The 15,660-nt window shown below is 71.3% G+C and carries 13 protein-coding genes and 1 pseudogene; 12 read left to right on the top strand and 2 right to left on the bottom strand.

Annotated features, from left to right (window positions below):
* Positions 1 to 15 precede the first annotated feature (15 nt).
* Both HGBR_RS11655 and HGBR_RS11650 read right to left on the bottom strand, forming a co-directional pair.
* Positions 16 to 1,545, bottom strand: a complete 1,530-nt coding sequence (locus HGBR_RS11655) for a hypothetical protein (RefSeq protein WP_019159522.1) — start codon at positions 1,543 to 1,545, stop codon at positions 16 to 18.
* A 136-nt stretch (positions 1,546 to 1,681) separates the two neighbouring features.
* The gene (locus HGBR_RS11650) at positions 1,682 to 2,308 is read right to left on the bottom strand and encodes a TetR/AcrR family transcriptional regulator (protein ID WP_019159521.1); all 627 of its coding nucleotides are present in this window, start codon (positions 2,306 to 2,308) and stop codon (positions 1,682 to 1,684) included.
* 104 nt (positions 2,309 to 2,412) lie between these two features.
* On the opposite strand from HGBR_RS11650, the gene HGBR_RS11645 reads away from it, so the two are divergent.
* From HGBR_RS11645 to HGBR_RS21045, 12 genes and pseudogenes are all read left to right on the top strand, one after another.
* The gene (locus HGBR_RS11645) at positions 2,413 to 4,023 is read left to right on the top strand and encodes a carboxyl transferase domain-containing protein (RefSeq protein WP_019159520.1); all 1,611 of its coding nucleotides are present in this window, start codon (positions 2,413 to 2,415) and stop codon (positions 4,021 to 4,023) included.
* Between the two features lie 5 nt (positions 4,024 to 4,028).
* Positions 4,029 to 6,032: an ATP-binding protein gene (locus HGBR_RS11640; RefSeq protein ID WP_019159519.1), complete on the top strand. Its 2,004-nt coding sequence runs from the start codon at positions 4,029 to 4,031 to the stop codon at positions 6,030 to 6,032.
* A gap of 28 nt (positions 6,033 to 6,060) precedes the next feature.
* Positions 6,061 to 7,233: an acyl-CoA dehydrogenase family protein gene (locus tag HGBR_RS11635; RefSeq protein WP_026077547.1), complete on the top strand. Its 1,173-nt coding sequence runs from the start codon at positions 6,061 to 6,063 to the stop codon at positions 7,231 to 7,233.
* A 35-nt stretch (positions 7,234 to 7,268) separates the two neighbouring features.
* Positions 7,269 to 8,834: a phospholipase D-like domain-containing protein gene (locus tag HGBR_RS11630; protein WP_019159517.1), complete on the top strand. Its 1,566-nt coding sequence runs from the start codon at positions 7,269 to 7,271 to the stop codon at positions 8,832 to 8,834.
* Positions 8,835 to 8,927: 93 nt separating this feature from the next.
* Positions 8,928 to 9,494 carry a MaoC family dehydratase gene (locus tag HGBR_RS11625; RefSeq protein ID WP_019159516.1) on the top strand — a complete coding sequence of 189 codons (567 nt, stop codon included), beginning with the start codon at positions 8,928 to 8,930 and terminating at the stop codon, positions 9,492 to 9,494.
* 51 nt (positions 9,495 to 9,545) lie between these two features.
* Positions 9,546 to 10,403: an HpcH/HpaI aldolase/citrate lyase family protein gene (locus HGBR_RS11620; RefSeq protein WP_019159515.1), complete on the top strand. Its 858-nt coding sequence runs from the start codon at positions 9,546 to 9,548 to the stop codon at positions 10,401 to 10,403.
* Between the two features lie 13 nt (positions 10,404 to 10,416).
* Positions 10,417 to 11,136 carry a peptide deformylase gene (locus tag HGBR_RS11615; protein ID WP_019159514.1) on the top strand — a complete coding sequence of 240 codons (720 nt, stop codon included), beginning with the start codon at positions 10,417 to 10,419 and terminating at the stop codon, positions 11,134 to 11,136.
* A gap of 45 nt (positions 11,137 to 11,181) precedes the next feature.
* Positions 11,182 to 11,703 (top strand): peptide-methionine (S)-S-oxide reductase MsrA, encoded by a 522-nt coding sequence (gene msrA / locus HGBR_RS11610; protein WP_019159513.1) that lies wholly within the window; start codon positions 11,182 to 11,184, stop codon positions 11,701 to 11,703.
* A 122-nt stretch (positions 11,704 to 11,825) separates the two neighbouring features.
* Positions 11,826 to 12,368, top strand: coding sequence for a nitroreductase family protein (locus HGBR_RS11605; protein ID WP_026077544.1), 543 nt, complete (start codon positions 11,826 to 11,828; stop codon positions 12,366 to 12,368).
* Positions 12,365 to 13,672 (top strand): MFS transporter, encoded by a 1,308-nt coding sequence (locus HGBR_RS11600; protein WP_040365007.1) that lies wholly within the window; start codon positions 12,365 to 12,367, stop codon positions 13,670 to 13,672. Before HGBR_RS11605 ends, HGBR_RS11600 begins: the two co-directional genes overlap by 4 nt.
* Positions 13,673 to 13,907: 235 nt before the next feature.
* On the top strand, positions 13,908 to 14,858 hold the full coding sequence (locus HGBR_RS20445; RefSeq protein WP_019159510.1) for a hypothetical protein: 951 nt from the start codon (positions 13,908 to 13,910) through the stop codon (positions 14,856 to 14,858).
* A 122-nt stretch (positions 14,859 to 14,980) separates the two neighbouring features.
* Positions 14,981 to 15,586, top strand: a pseudogene (locus tag HGBR_RS21045) (efflux RND transporter permease subunit); the annotation flags it as partial.
* Between the last annotated feature and the right edge of the window lie 74 nt (positions 15,587 to 15,660).

Raw genomic sequence — 15,660 nt, 5'->3', positions numbered from 1 at the left:
CACAAGGGCAGCCGGTCAGACCAGCGCAGTCCGCGTCGAGACCCGCCGGTCGTAGCCGCGCACGATGAGGTGGGCGACGATGAGCACCGCGACCGTGAGGGCCGCCGCCGTCACGACGCCCGGCACCCAGTTGTAGAGGAGGGTCGCGCGGGTGAAGGAGTGGGTGTGGAAGAAGCCCAGTCCGCTCGCCAGGTGTGTGAGCGCCGGCTGCTGCTCCGCACCCGTGCGGAACAGGAGCCCCGACGCGTGTGCGGACCACAGGAGGGCCAGCGCTGCGGCGACCCACGCGGCGAACGAGCCCACGACATCGGCGGCGGCGAGGACTATGGCGGCCAGCGCGGCGCCCACCGCGAGGAGCAGGACGAGGAGTGCGGCGCTGGCAGCTACGGTCGCCCCGCCGGAGACGAGTTCCACGTCGACAGCAGTGGCCTCCTGACCGGCGGCGATCCGGATGCCGATGGTCCCGGCCACCGCAAGGAGCGGCACGAGCAGTCCCATGAGCAGAGCCTTCGTCCGCAGCTTGAGTGCGCGCGGCACGGGGCGCTCCGCCGACCGGCGGCGCCAGGGCCCCACGACGACGATGCCCAGTCCGGTCGCGCGGTCGACGGCGGTCGAGACGGCGACCGCAGCCGCCAGCACCGCGGCGGCCCACGCGACCGCGGCGACGGCTGTCAGGCCCACCGCGTAGGACCGCTCGGTCTGCTCGGCGACCGCGGCCTCGCGCGCTTCCGGTCCCGCGTTCGCGTAGGTGCTGTCTGAGGAGGCGGTCGACTCTGAGGAACCTGAGGATCCAGCCTCGCTCTGGGATGCGAAGAGGAGGTCCTGGGGCTCGGGACCGTCGCTCTCCTCGACGACGATGCTGACGGGGCGGTCGACCTCGGCGTTCAGCTTCCGCGAGACGATCCGCATCTGCTCCGCGATGTGCTCCGATGCCTGTGTGAGGACCTGCGAGCGGTACTGGGACAGGATGAACTCGTCCTGCGCGAGCGCCTGCGGGCCGGCGACGATCGTGAGGGTGACGGGGTCCGGTGGGTCGGACCGCTCGCCGCGCCCGTACTCCGCGGCCTGCCGCACGAAGGTGGGGGAGAGGTCCTCGGGCAGGATGACCGCGAGGACCGAGGTCCCGTCGGCGACCTGCTCACGTGCGGCCTCGGGACTCATCGTGTGCTCGTGGGTCGCGAAGTCCTGTGCGACCGCGCCCTGCTCCAGACGGTCCGCGAACTCACCGGAGAATGCCAGGTGGTCCGTCATCGCGGACTGGATCGCGGGCATCTCCACGGGCTCATCGTCGATGCCGACGGCGATCGTGAACGTGGGCTTCTCGACGTATCCCTGCGCGGGCCCGTCCGCTGCGGCGCCGGAGCCCTGGGTGGTGATCGCCTCGGACTTCGCGCGGGCCCCGGCCTGGAGCAGGGGGAGGCAGAGCACCAGTGCGAGGATGCCGGCGACGAGGCCGGTGAGGAGTCCCCCGATGAGGACCGCCGGGGTCCTGCCCCGCGTGACCGCGCGGACGGTGGCGGCTGTCCTGCCGGGAGGCGTGCGCACTGGCTGCTGAGGTGCCGGTCCTGTGTCGGCTGCCGGTTCTGTCCCAGGTGGGCGTCCTGTCATCGGGTCTCCTCCGGGTGTCACCTCGGCGCAGGGTGTCGCCTCGGTGTCGGGTCTCACTCCAGCCTGCAGTGTCTCATCCCAGTTCGAGTGCCGCCCGAGCGGCGGTGCGCAGCTGCGCGTCCACGACCGGGGCGGGCAGCCTGCGGCTCAGGTGCGGCGTCGAGTTCACCATGCCGAAGAGCGCGTGGACGCGGACCGTCGCCGCATCCTCCGTGAGCTCCGGGTGGACGCGGCGGACGATCCCGGTCCAGGCCGTCACGTACTGCCGCTGCAGGCGGCGGACGCGGCGCCGCTCCGTCTCCGGCAGGGCGTGGAGGTCGCGGTCCTGGATGCGGATGAGCTCGGGCTCGGACAGCGCGAAGTCCGCGTGGAAGTCGATGAGGGCCTCGAGCGTCTCCCTGGCCGGGAGGTCCTTGGCGACGATGCGCTCGCCGCCCGCGTGCAGGTACTCGGAGATGCCCACCAGCAGCTCGATGAGCACGGCCTCCTTCGAATCGAAGTGGCGGTAGACCGCGGGTCCGGACACTCCTGCGCCCTGCCCGATGTCCGTGAGCCGCACCGCGCGGAAGCCGTTGCGGGCGAAGAGGGTCTTCGCGGACTCCAGCAGCTGCGCCCGCCGCTCCGCCTTCGCCGCCTCGCGGCTGCCGGGGGAGGGGCCGGTCGCATTCTCCCCGCGATCCTCGTGTGTGGCTGTTGTCACACGTCCTCCCTTCGCGCTATCATCCAGTCAGTTAATCGATGTTAACCGAATGTGCGGCGGTTCGACCAGAGGCGCCGGCATCCTGAACTCCGGGAGGGGATCCCATGCGCACCATCGGTTCGCCGGTCGATCCGCAGACCTCGCCCCACGCGCAGGCGCACGCGGCGCTGCTCGACGAGCTGCGTCAGCGCACCGCCGCCACCGCACGCGGGGGATCCGAGGCCTCGCGGCAGCGGCACGTGGACCGCGGCAAGCTGCTGCCGCGCGACCGGGTGGAAGGGCTGCTGGATCCCGGCAGCCCCTTCCTCGAGTTCTCGCCGCTGGCGGCGAACGGGATGTACGAGGACGCCTCGCCGGGTGCGGGCATCATCACCGGCATGGGCCTGGTGTCCGGCCGCCTCTGCGTCATCGTCGCGAACGACGCGACCGTCAAGGGCGGCACGTACTACCCCCTGACGGTCAAGAAGCACCTGCGTGCGCAGGAGATCGCCCAGCAGAACCACCTGCCGTGCCTCTACCTCGTGGACTCCGGCGGAGCGAACCTCCCCAACCAGGACGACGTGTTCCCGGACCGCGACCACTTCGGCCGGATCTTCTACAACCAGGCGACCCTGTCCGCCGCGGGCATCCCGCAGCTGGCCGCCGTCATGGGCTCCTGCACCGCCGGCGGCGCCTACGTGCCGGCGATGGCGGACGAATCGGTCATCGTGAACGAGCAGGGAACGATCTTCCTGGGCGGGCCCCCGCTCGTGAAGGCCGCGACCGGCGAGGTCGTGACGGCGGAGGAGCTGGGCGGCGGCGCGCTGCACTCCCGCACGTCCGGCGTGACGGACCACCTGGCGGCCAATGACGAGCACGCGCTGGAGATCCTGCGCGACATCGCCCAGACCTTCGGCCCGCGCCCGGCCCCCGCGTGGGACCGCAGCGAACCGGTCGAGCCCGCGCACGCCCCGGACGAGCTCACCTCCGTCGTCCCCGTCGACTCCCGGGTTCCCTACGACGTCCGCGAGGTCATCGCCCGCATCGTCGACGGCTCTCAGTTCCACGAGTTCAAGGCGGAGTACGGCACCAGCCTGGTGACCGGGTTCGCCCGCATCGACGGCCATCCCGTGGGGATCATCGCGAACAACGGCATCCTCTTCGGCGAGTCCGCGATGAAGGGCGCCCACTTCATCGAGCTGTGCGACCAGCGCTCCACCCCGCTCGTGTTCCTCCAGAACATCTCCGGCTTCATGGTGGGCCGCGACTACGAGGCCGGCGGCATCGCGAAGCACGGCGCGAAGATGGTCAACGCCGTCGCCACCGCGAGGGTGCCCAAGTTCACCGTCGTGATCGGCGGCAGCTTCGGCGCCGGCAACTACTCGATGTGCGGCCGCGCGTACTCGCCGCGCTTCCTGTGGATGTGGCCCAACGCCCGCATCTCCGTCATGGGCGGCGAACAGGCCGCCAGCGTGCTCGCCACCGTCAAGCGCGACCAGCTGGAGTCCCGCGGCGAGGAGTGGCCGGCGGAGGACGAGGAGACCTTCAAGGATCCGATCCGCCGTCAGTACGAGGACCAGGGCAACCCCTACTACTCGACCGCCCGGATGTGGGACGACGGGATCATCGATCCCGCGGACACCCGCCAGGTGCTGGCGCTCGCCCTCGAGGCCGCACGCTTCTCCCCGCTCGAACGACCGCTGGCCGCACCCGGCTACGGCGTCTTCAGGATGTGAGTCGAATGTTCCGAAGGATCCTCATCGCCAACCGCGGCGAGATCGCCCTGCGCGTCATCCGCACCTGCCGGAGGATGGGCATCGAGACCGTCGCCGTCTACTCCGACGCGGATGCGGACGCCGCCCACGTGCGGGCCGCGGACATCGCGCACCGCCTGGGTCCGGCCCCGGCCGCCCAGTCCTACCTCAGCATCGACCGCGTCCTCGAGGCCGTGCACGCGACCGGCGCGCAGGCCGTCCACCCCGGCTACGGCTTCCTCTCCGAGAATGCGGCGTTCGCCCGCCGCCTCGAGGAGGAGGGCATCGTCTTCCTGGGGCCCACGGCCGGTTCGATCGAGGTCATGGGCGACAAGATCTCCGCGAAGCAGGCCGTCGCGGCGCGCGACGTGCCGCTGGTGCCCGGTGTCGCCGAGCCGGGGCTGACGGACGAGCAGCTCCTCGCCCGCGCGGACGAGGTGGGCTACCCGATCCTCGTGAAGCCCTCCGCGGGCGGCGGCGGCAAGGGCATGCGCGAGGTCCACCGGGCGGAGGACCTGCCGGAGGCGCTCGCCTCCGCCCGCCGCGAGGCCGCCTCGAGCTTCGGCGACGACACGCTCTTCCTCGAGCGGCTCGTGCTCACCCCGCGCCACATCGAGGTGCAGGTGCTGGCCGACGAGCACGGGAACGTCATCCACCTGGGCGAGCGCGAGTGCTCGCTGCAGCGCCGCCACCAGAAGGTCCTCGAGGAGGCGCCCAGCGCGCTGCTGGACGCGGACACCCGCGCCCGGATCGGGCAGGCCGCCGTCGACACCGCGAAGTCCGTCGACTACCGCGGGGCCGGCACCGTCGAGTTCATCGTGTCCGCGGACGCGCCGGACGAGTTCTTCTTCATGGAGATGAACACGCGCCTCCAGGTCGAGCACCCCGTCACGGAGCAGGTGACGGGCGTCGACCTCGTCGAATGGCAGCTGCGGATCGGCGCCGGCGAGGAGCTGGGGCTGACGCAGGACGACATCAGTCTGACCGGCCACTCGATCGAGGCGCGCATCTACGCGGAGGACCCCGCTCGCGGCTTCCTGCCCACCGGCGGCACCGCGCTGGACGTCGCGTTCCCCACCGGCGAGGGCATCCGCGTGGACGCCGGACTGGAGCCCGGCCAGCGCATCGTGAGCGACTACGACCCGATGATCGCGAAGCTCATCGTGACCGGCCGCGACCGAGCCGAGGCCGTCGCCCTGCTGCGCACCGCGCTCGCGGAGTCCGCGGTCCCCGGCATCGGCACGAACATCGGTTTCCTGCAGATGCTGATCGACATGCCCGAGGTCGTCACCGGCGATCTGCACACCGGCATCATCGACGCGCTGACGGACGACGACCTCGCCGAGGCCCTGGACCCCGCCGCGCTGCAGCTGGCCGCCGCGCACATCACCCGGGCCGAGGCCGCCCGCAGTCGCGACGCCCGCACCGCGGGCGAGCCGGCAGGTGTCTGGGCCGCGGCCGGCGGCTGGCGCAGCGCATCCCCGGCGCGGTCCGCCGTGGCCCTCGTCCACCGCGGCCGGCGGCACGAGGTGACGTATGCGCACCCACCGGTCCGCGACCTCGGCGACGGGTCCTACCGGATCACGCTGGACGGTGAGCAGGTGACGGGACGGGTGTGGGCCTCGGCGGACGGGCGGACACTGTGGGTGCGGACGCCCGCGGGCCTCGCCCAGCTGACCCGGCCGCAGGCGGACACCGCGATCGGTGCGGCGGCAGCGGGTGCGGAGGTGCTGGCCCCGATGCCGGGGTCGGTCATCGATGTGCGCGTGGCGGACGGCGAGCAGGTGACGGCGGGCCAGCCCGTCGTGACGGTCGAGGCGATGAAGATGGAGCACGTGCTCACCGCACCCGCGGACGGCGTCGTGCACCTGAGCACGGTCGCGGGCGCGCAGGTCGCGCTCGACGAGGTGCTGGCACGGATCGTGCCGGCGGAGGCAGACGACACGACGGATGAGGCCGCGGCGACGGATGCCGCGACCGCGGAGGGATGAGGAACCGATGGCACAGGAGGCGACGACGATGAAGCTGTTCGTTCCGGGGATGCTGGACGACGAGTACGAGACGCTGCGCCGCACGGTCGCGGAGTTCACGGACGAGGAGGTCGCGCCCGTCAGCGCGGAGCTGGACGCGCGGCACGAGTTCCCGTACGAGCTGGTCGCGAAGATGGGCGACATGGGCCTGTTCGGCCTGCCGTTCCCGGAGGAGCACGGCGGCATGGGCGGGGACTACTTCGCACTGTGCCTGGCGCTCGAGGAGATCGCGCGGGAGAACCAGTCGCTCGCGATGACGCTCGAGGCGGGGGTGTCGCTGGGCGCGATGCCCATCTACCGCTTCGGCACGGACGAGCAGAAGGCGGAGCTGCTGCCGCAGGTCATCGACGGCCGCGGCCTGGCCGCGTTCGGACTCACCGAGGCCGAGGCCGGCTCCGACGCCGGGGGCACCAAGACGAAAGCGGTGCTGGAGAACGGCGAATGGGTGGTGAACGGGGCGAAGTCGTTCATCACGAACTCCGGGACGGACATCACGAAGTTCGTGACCGCGACCGCCGTCACCGGCACCCGCACCGGTGGCGACGGCAGCACGAAGCCGGAGATCTCCACGATCATCATCCCCAACGGGACGCCCGGGTTCACGCCGGAGCCGGCGTACGACAAGGTGGGCTGGAACTCGTCGGACACGCACCCGCTCACGTTCGAGGACGTGCGGGTGCCGGAGGCCAACCTGCTGGGCGAGCGCGGGCGCGGCTACGCGAACTTCCTGCGGATCCTGGACGAGGGACGCATCGCGATCGCGGCGGTGTCCGTGGGCGCGGCGCAGGGCTGCGTCGACGCGAGCGTGCAGTACGCGAAGGAGCGGACGACGTTCGGGAAGCCGATCGGCGACTACCAGGGCATCAGCTTCAAGATCGCCCGCATGGAGGCCCGCGTGCAGACCGCGCGCGCCGCCTACTACGCGGCGGCCTCGAAGATGGAGTCCGGCCTGCCGTTCAAGACGGAGGCGGCGATCGCGAAGATGGTCGCGTCCGAGGCGGCGATGGACAACGCCCGCGACGCGACGCAGGTGCACGGCGGCTACGGCTTCATGAACGAATACCTGGTCGCCCGGCACTACCGCGACTCGAAGATCCTGGAGATCGGCGAGGGGACGACGGAGGTGCAGCAGATGCTCATCGCCCGCAGCCTGGGGCTGTGAGGGGGAAGCGCAGGCCACCTGCGTAGGCTTGCTCCATGCAGCTGGCACTGGGGGAGTGGGACTGGACGCAGATCGCGTCGACGGCTTTCATCGTCCTGGACTACACGATCAAGGTCATCGCGATCGGGGTGGTGCCGGAGAACCGGCGCCCGTCCTCGTCCAGCGCATGGCTGCTGCTCATCCTCTTCCTGCCCATCGTGGGCATCCCGCTGTTCCTGCTGCTGGGCAGCCCGTACATCACCGGCAGGCGCGAGGCGATCCAGGAGGAGGCGAACTCCCGCCTGCACCAGGGCACGGTGGGCATCCCGGACTGGCCAGATGCGATCGGCGTCCCGCGTGACTTCGGGTCGCTCGTGACCCTCAGCCGGAACCTCACCCACCTCCCGATGGTCACGGGCACCGACCACGGGATCCGCACGGACTTCCACGACACCGTCGACGCGATGGCGCGTGCGATCGATGAGGCGGAGTCCTTCGTGGACGTCTGCATGTACATCATGACCGCGGACCGGTCGACGGAACCGTTCCTCACCGCGCTGGAGCGCGCTGCGGCCCGCGGGGTGCGCGTGCGCGTGCTGTTCGACCACCTGGGCTCCCGGAAGTACGGCGGGTACCGGCCGCTCAAGCGCCGGCTGGACGCCGCGGGGATCGAGTGGTCGCTCATGCTGCCCTTCAAACCTCTGCAGGGTCGGGTCCGCCGGATCGACCTGCGCAACCACCGCAAGCACGTCATCATCGACGGCGAGCGCGCGTTCCTGGGGTCGATGAACATGATCGAGCCCTCGTACGGCAGCCCGCGCAACGACCGGATCGGCCGCCACTGGCACGACATCATGGTCGAGCTGACGGGTCCTGTCGTCGCATCCCTCGAGGCGGTGTTCGCAACGGACTGGTACACGGAGACGGGCGAGGACCTCACGATCCGCGCGTACGACGCGGGCGCGCGACTGTCGGAGCGGGAGTCGGCGATCGGTGCGCGACTCACAGCGGGTCAGGGCACGCACGGGGCCGGCGGCGGCGCGGTGACCTCCGTCCTGCCGGACTCGGACGTGAACGCCGTGCAGGTGGTCCCCTCCGGCCCCGGCTTCCGGACCGAGCCCAGCCTGCGCCTGTTCGTGTCGCTCATCTACCTGGCGCAGGAGCGCCTGCGGATCGTGAGCCCCTACTTCGTGCCGGACGAGTCGCTGCTGGCGGCGATCACGACGGCCGGACGCCGCGGCGTCGACATCGAGCTGTACGTGAGCGAACAGGCGGACCAGTTCATGGTCGATCACGCTCAGAGCTCGTACTACGAGGCGCTGCTGGAAGCCGGTGTGCGGATCTTCCGCTACCCGGCGCCCCTGGTCCTGCACACGAAGTGCTTCACGGTCGACGACCTGTGCTCCGTCATGGGGTCGTCGAACATGGACATGCGGTCGTTCGGCCTCAACTACGAGGTGAGCATGCTGACCTACGGCGGCGACATCACCCAGGGTCTCCACCGGGTCATGGACGAGTACCGCGCCGTCAGTTCCGAGCTGACGCAGGAGGAGTGGGCCGGGCGCTCCTGGGGACGCCGATGGTTGGACTCCGCGATGCGCCTCACCTCTGCCCTGCAATGACGGGTGAGACAGCAGTGAGCGATAGGGTGGTGTGCGGCAGACCACAGGCCGGCCTTGCGCCGGTGCAACGACAGGCAGAGCAGCCGCGGACCGATGGAGGACGTTGACGTGACGGAGCAGGACGCGAAGACGACGGGCCAGGCCGCGGACCAGGCTGTGGGCCAGTCCGCGGAGACGACGGACGGTCCCGTCATCGAGCAGCGGGGACTCTGGTTCGAGGAGTTCGTCGTGGGCGCCACGTACCGGCATGCACCAGGCCGCACCATCACAGAGGCGGACAACACGTGGTTCACCGCCGTCACGATGAACACGCAGGCTCTGCACCTGGACGCGCACTTCGCGGAGTCGGAGCCCTTCGGTCAGCGGCTGGTCAACTCGATGTTCACGCTCTCCACGCTGGTGGGGCTGTCCGTCGCCCAGCTGACACAGGGCACGATCGTGGGCAACCTGGGTTTCAGCGAGGTGTCCTTCCCCAAGCCCGTGTTCCACGGGGACACCCTGTACGCGGAGACGAAGATCCTCGACAAGCGCCTCTCGCGGTCGCGGCCGGGCGAGGGCATCATCAGCCTCGAGCACATCGGCCGCAACCAGCACGGCGACATCGTCGCGAAGGCCGTCCGCAAGACGATGGTCTTCACCGCCGACCACGCCGAGGGCTGAGGCGCCCGCGCACGACCTGACACCACACCATCCCTCGACCCGAAGGTGACCATGAGCTTCGACATCCGCCCCGCCTGGCTGTTCGTCCCCGGCGACCGCCCCGACCGCTACAGCAAGGCGGCACAGCGCTCCGACATCGTCATCGTCGATCTGGAGGACGCGGTGTCCCCGTCCGACAAGGAAGCCGCGCGCCAGGCGGTGCGCGACGCGGTGTCCGGGGACGGTGGCGACGCACCGCAGCTGGACCCGGCCCGCACGGTCATCCGCGTGAACGCCACGGACACCGAGCACTACGCCGGTGACGCGGCGATGCTGAAGGAGCTGCCGTTCACGATGGTCATGCTGCCCAAGGCGGAGTCCGCGGACGGCCCGGCCCGACTGGCGGCGGACCTGCCGGACGTGAGCCTCATCGCCCTCATCGAGACCCCCGCGGGTGCGGTCAACGCCGACCAGATCGCGGCCCAGCCCAACGTCGCGGGACTCATGTGGGGGTCCGAGGACCTCATCGCCGCACTGGGCGGCGGCTCGTCGCGCGGGAAGGACGGGTCCTACCGCGCCGTCGCGATGCACGTGCGCTCGCAGACCCTGCTGGCGGCGAAGGCGCACGGGAAGTGGGCGCTCGACTCGATCTGGACCGCGATCGACGACATCGACGGCCTGGCGGAGGAGGCGCTGGACGCGGTGGAGAGCGGCTTCGACGCGAAGGTCTCCATCCACCCCAAGCACGTCCCCGTCGTCCGCAGCGCGTACGCGCCCAGCCCGGAGCAGACGCAGTGGGCGTCGGACGTGCTCGAGGCCGCCGTGGGCCAGAAGGGCGCGTTCTCCTTCCAGGGGTCCATGATCGACGCGCCGCTGCTGGCGCACGCCCGCGCCATCCAGGCCCGCGCGGCCGCGGCCGGCGACGCCTGAGCGACCCCGCACGATGACCGAACCCCACCGGTTGAACGACCCCGACCTCACGCGGGACACCTCGCCCACCGCGATCCGGGACGCGGTCCTGCGACTCCTGGACATCGCCGGCCGCACCGGGGGAGTCCTGCCGATCGTCGAGGCCGGCGATCCCGTGCTGCGGATGGAGACAGCCCCGGTCGACGGGCAGCTGGACGACGACGTGCTGACCGCGTTCGCGGACGCGATGCGCACGACGATGCGCGCGGCCCCCGGGGTGGGCCTGGCCGCACCCCAGGTGGGCGTGCCGCTGCGGCTCTTCGTCGCCGAGGACCCGGTCCCCGCCGATCCCGACTCCGCAGCGCAGGCGCGCCGCGACATGCGCCGCCGTGTGCCCTTCGGCCCGCGCACGGTGCTCAATGCACGCTATGAGGCGACGACGGACCGGACCGCCTCGTTCTACGAGGGGTGCCTCTCCATCCCCGGGTACCAGGCGGTCGTGGACCGGCCGCTCACGATCCTGCTGCGGGGAGCGGACCTGACCGGGGCCTCGGTCGAGGAGGAGCTGACCGGCTGGCCGGCGCGCATCGTCGCCCACGAGACCGACCACCTGGACGGGATCCTCTACCTCGACACCGCGCAGATGCGATCGCTCGCGACGGACGAGGCCGTGGCCCGCTGGTGGGGCCGGGCGGACACCCGGGAGGCGGCGGCCGCCCTGGGCTTCGAGGTGCCCGCGACCAGCGTCTTCTGAGGAGCCCGCAGGAATAAACCCGCCCGCGCACGTGTCTGGAGGGATATGCAGACTCTCACCCTGGGTGCCGGATGCTTCTGGTGCCTCGACGCCGTCTACCAGCGCACGCGCGGAGTGTCCTCCGTCATCAGCGGCTACACGGGAGGCGACCTCGAGCACCCCACCTACGAGCAGGTGTGCAGCGGGACGACGGGTCACGCAGAGGCGCTCCAGGTGACCTTCGACCCGGAGATCGTCCCGGAGGAGGTCATCCTGGGTCTCTTCTTCACCGGACACGACCCCACGAGCCTCAACCGGCAGGGCAACGACGTGGGCACGCAGTACCGGTCGGCGATGTTCTACCGCGACGAGCAGGAGCGGGAGCGCTTCGCACAGATCCTCAGCAGCGTGCAGGAGCAGATCGGCCGCCCCGTCGTCACGACGCTCGAGCCGCTGGGCGAATTCTGGGAGGCGGAGCCCGTCCACCAGGACTTCTACACGCAGTTCCCCACGAACGGATACTGCCGCTTCATCGTCGAACCCAAGCTGGCGACCGCCCGCGCCCACTTCCACGAGTGGGTGAGCTGACGCCCGTGACGCACGATGCCCCGCAGACCCGTGCCCCTCAGTCCGACGTGCAGCCCCCGGTGCGCCGCACCGTCGTGAACCCGCCCTCGGCCTCGGCGTACGGCAGCCCGGTCCTCGCCGCGATGGCCCGTCGCCGGTCCGTGTCCGCGGTGGGCGACCGGGCACCCAGCGACCGCGAGCTGTCCCGCCTCCTGCGCTCCGTCGTGACCGTCGCGGACCACAAGTCGCTGCGTCCGTGGCGCCTCATCACCCTGCGCGGCGACGACCGCCTGCGCCTGGGCGCGGCCCTGGACGCCGCGACCGGCGCCGTCCGCGATCCCGGCGAGCCCAACCCCAAGCCCCTGCGCGCCCCGCTGCTCATCGCGATCGTCGCCTCCCGGCTGGACCACCCCGCGGTCCCGCACTGGGAGCAGACCGCGACCGCCGCCGGTGCCGGCCACCTCCTGTCGCTCGCGCTGTCGGAGGCCGGCTGGGGCGTCATGTGGCGTTCGGGCGTGCATGCGAACGCGCCCCAGGTCCGTGCCGTCCACGGCCTGGCCGACGACGAGCTGCTCATGGGCTGGCTGTACGTGGGCGACGTCGACCCCGCCTACGCGCGCCGGTCTGCCACCTCGTCCCGCCCGGTGCCGGACCCGCAGGCCTTCCTCTCTCCGATGCCGCGATGAGCGCGCGCCGGCAGCCGCTGCCGGCGGATATCTGGGTGCTGGTGTCCGCGGCGTTCATCGTCGCGATCGGCTACGGGATCATCGCGCCGATCCTGCCCCAGTTCGCCGCCTCCTTCGACCTGGGCGTCACCGCCGCGAGCATCGTCGTCAGCTCGTTCGCCCTCTTCCGTCTCCTCTTCGCCCCCGCCGGCGGTCGCCTCATCGACACGCTGGGGGAGCGACGCGTCTACGTCGCGGGCCTCCTCATCGTCGCCGCCTCCACCTACGCGGTCGCCGCCGCGCAGACGTACTGGCAGCTGCTGCTGTTCCGCGGCCTGGGCGGCATCGGGTCGACGATGTTCACGGTGTCCGCGATGGCGCTCATCATCCGCCTGACCCCCTCCGACTCCCGCGGCAGAGCCTCCAGCGCCTACGCCTCCAGCTTCCTCTTCGGCAACATCCTGGGCCCCGTCGTGGGCGGCCTGCTGGCCGGGCTGGGCATGCGCATCCCGTTCGTCATCTACGCGACGGGCCTACTGCTGGCCGCCGCCGTCGTCTGGTTCCGTCTCGAGCGGCAGCCGCAGCTGGACTCGGCCGGCCCCGACGCCGAGGCCGGGGAGACGGGACTGCCCGAGGCAGGGGAGACGGCTGCTCCCGAGGCCGGGGAGACCCAGGTGCCCCGGACCGGGGAGCCGGCCGGGGCCTCGGCGACGGGGTCCGAGGCTCTTCCGCGGATGCGGTTCCGCGACGCGTGGCGGGACTCCGCGTACCGGGCGTCGCTGGGCAGCGCGGTCGCAGTGGGCTGGGCGGCGATGGGTGCCAGGATCGCGCTGTATCCGCTGTTCGTCGTCGCGGTGCTGGGCGCGGACGAGCGGGTCTCCGGCATCGCGCTCACCGTCTTCGCGCTGGGCATGGCCGTGTCCGTCGCCGTCGTGGGTCGCCTGACGGACACGTGGGGCAGGCGCCCGTTCGTCCTCGTGGGCCTCTTCGTGCTGGGGGCTGCGACCGTGGCGGTCGGATATTCGGGCAGCGTGTGGGTGTTCTTCGCTCTCACCCTCCTGGCCGGCCTGGGCGGTGGGCTGGTGAATCCGGCCGTGCAGGCCTCGGTGGGCGACGTGATCGGGCGGGAGCGCAGCGGCGGCACCGTGCTGTCGCGCTTCCAGATGGCGATGGACGTGGGCGCGATCGCCGGCCCGGTGGTCTCCGGGGTGCTCGTCGACGCGTTCGGCTACGACTGGGCGTTCCTCGTGACGGGCCTCGTCGTCATCGTCGCGTGGCTGCTGTGGCTGCGCGGACGGGAGACGCTGCCCGCGCAGCAGGGGTGAGTGCGGCAGGGCAGCAGGCGTGAGTCGGTCTGTGCAGCAGGCGTGAGTCGGCCGACGAACGGATGACGACCGGAGGGCCGTGTTCCGGTTTCGGTGCACGTGCGGCGGTCGTGCACGGCGGCTGCGGCGTTAGGTTGGGGACATGGACGAGCAGCACCGGCACGATCCGCACCGGCGTCAGCCGCCTCCCCGGCCTCCAGGGCCCCCGCCGCCTGCACCGGGACCGCAGTCGCCCGTGCTGGGTCCGCAGTCGTCTGCGCCGGGCCGGCCGTCACCTGGCCAGGGACCGACAACACCTGCGCCGGGCCAGCAGCGCATCCCCGTTCCCCAGCCCACGGAGGCGGAGAAGGCGCAGGAGCGCGAGGCCCGCAAGCGGGCGGCGAAGCGCGCCCACGCGGAGCACGTGGAGGAGTCGACGGTCCCCACGTGGGGACGCGACGTCCGGCGGGTCGTGAGCTTCTCCGCGATCGGGGTCGTGTTCGCGTGGATCCTCATCCTGCTGGTGCGGTGGCGGCTGCTGCGCGACAACTCCTACGACGTCGTCGAGGACACGGACGTCTGGACGGCGCTCGTGGCGGTCCTCATCCCCTTCATGATGCCCTTCGTGCTCCTGGCGCCCAAGCGTCCGGACATGGGGTTCCGGCGCGGCACGGTCCCGTTCCTTCCCCTGGCCGCACTCGTGTCTGTGGGGATCCAGTGGCTGGGCATGCTCGCATGGCCGTTCCTCGTGGGCGAGGACCTGGGCACGTACACCGTGCTGGCGACCCTGGGGTCCGACGTACTCTCGTTCGTCACCGCCGCGGCGCTCATCGCCACGTGGTCCTGCGTCTTCCTCATCGTCACGACCGCGCTCGTGACCGCGTCGGAGACGATGAGGTGGGGGTTGGCGCTCGTCCTCCTCATCCCGTACCTGGGCTCCCTCGTCGGCGCCGGCTTCACGAGCGTGCGGACCTTCGACGACGTGCCGTCTCCCGTCGTCTGCCTCGTGTGGGTGGGCCTCGCCGTCGTCTCCTTCGTGCTGCTGGTGGGATGGGACTTCCTGCGGAACCTCATCTTGCGGCGCACGGAGCGCGAGCGGAGCAGGTCGAGCCGGGACCGCCGGCGGCACGGGGATCAGGGTCCGTGGTCGGAAGGTCCGGACGGGCGACGTCCCAGCCTCGAGGAGCTGGGGTGGAATCCGCAGTGAGCGGTCCGCCACGCGGCGGCGGAGGGGTCGTCCGCACCTGACCGTGTGGTCATCCCCACCCCGGCGCGTCCGGAGCGGCGCGTAGCATTGCGGATGTCGCACCCTCGCTCAGAAGGACACCCGTGCTCTCTCTCACTCGCCTGAGTCTGCGCAACCGCGCCCTCATCGCCCTCATCACGATCTGCGCGGCCGTCTTCGGCGTCATCGGCACCTCGACCCTCAAACAGGAGCTCTTCCCGCCGCTCGAACTGCCCCAGGCCTTTGTCACCGCGCAGTACGAGGGCGCCTCCCCGGAGGCCGTCGAGCGCGAGGTGACCGCACCGCTCGAGGAGGCGCTCACCGGTGTCGAGTCGGTCGAGAGCATCCAGTCCACCTCGTCCGCCGGTTCCTCCCAGGTCGTCGTCGAGACGGACTACGGCACGGACTCCGACGAGGTCGTCCGGTCCCTGCAGCGCGCCGTCTCCCAGGTCGAGTCGAGCCTGCCGGACGGTGTCGAGCCGTCCGTCATGGCCGGTGGACTGGCGGACTTCCCGATCGTCATGCTCTCCGTCAGCAGCTCCGGCGACGTGAACGAGCTGGCCTCCGATCTGGAGGACGTCGCAGTCCCGGAGCTCAGCGACATCGAGGGCGTCCGCAGCGTGGCCGTCACGGGTGAGAAGCCGCTGCAGGTCGAGATCACCGTCCGCGAGGACGACCTGGAGGACGAGGGCGTCTCGATCGACTCCCTCGCGGGCCTCCTGCAGGCGAACGGCGTCCCGTCCTCTCCCGGACAGCTGCAGACGGACGGCGGGTCCGCCCCCCG

Origin of the sequence: Brevibacterium senegalense, from assembly GCF_000285835.1 — a bacterium.
Lineage (GTDB): Bacteria > Actinomycetota > Actinomycetes > Actinomycetales > Brevibacteriaceae > Brevibacterium > Brevibacterium senegalense.
This window is presented reverse-complemented; position numbering and strand designations above follow the sequence as displayed.

What these genes read in the sequence shown, in the direction of transcription:
- HGBR_RS11645 (WP_019159520.1), top strand. Translation starts at nt 2,413, where the DNA reads ATGCGCACCATCGGTTCGCCGGTCGATCCGCAGACCTCGCCCCACGCG.
- HGBR_RS11640 (WP_019159519.1), top strand. Translation starts at nt 4,029, where the DNA reads ATGTTCCGAAGGATCCTCATCGCCAACCGCGGCGAGATCGCCCTGCGC.
- HGBR_RS11635 (WP_026077547.1), top strand. Translation starts at nt 6,061, where the DNA reads ATGAAGCTGTTCGTTCCGGGGATGCTGGACGACGAGTACGAGACGCTG.
- HGBR_RS11630 (WP_019159517.1), top strand. Translation starts at nt 7,269, where the DNA reads ATGCAGCTGGCACTGGGGGAGTGGGACTGGACGCAGATCGCGTCGACG.
- HGBR_RS11625 (WP_019159516.1), top strand. Translation starts at nt 8,928, where the DNA reads ATGGAGGACGTTGACGTGACGGAGCAGGACGCGAAGACGACGGGCCAG.
- HGBR_RS11620 (WP_019159515.1), top strand. Translation starts at nt 9,546, where the DNA reads ATGAGCTTCGACATCCGCCCCGCCTGGCTGTTCGTCCCCGGCGACCGC.
- HGBR_RS11615 (WP_019159514.1), top strand. Translation starts at nt 10,417, where the DNA reads ATGACCGAACCCCACCGGTTGAACGACCCCGACCTCACGCGGGACACC.
- msrA (WP_019159513.1), top strand. Translation starts at nt 11,182, where the DNA reads ATGCAGACTCTCACCCTGGGTGCCGGATGCTTCTGGTGCCTCGACGCC.
- HGBR_RS11605 (WP_026077544.1), top strand. Translation starts at nt 11,826, where the DNA reads ATGGCCCGTCGCCGGTCCGTGTCCGCGGTGGGCGACCGGGCACCCAGC.
- HGBR_RS11600 (WP_040365007.1), top strand. Translation starts at nt 12,365, where the DNA reads ATGAGCGCGCGCCGGCAGCCGCTGCCGGCGGATATCTGGGTGCTGGTG.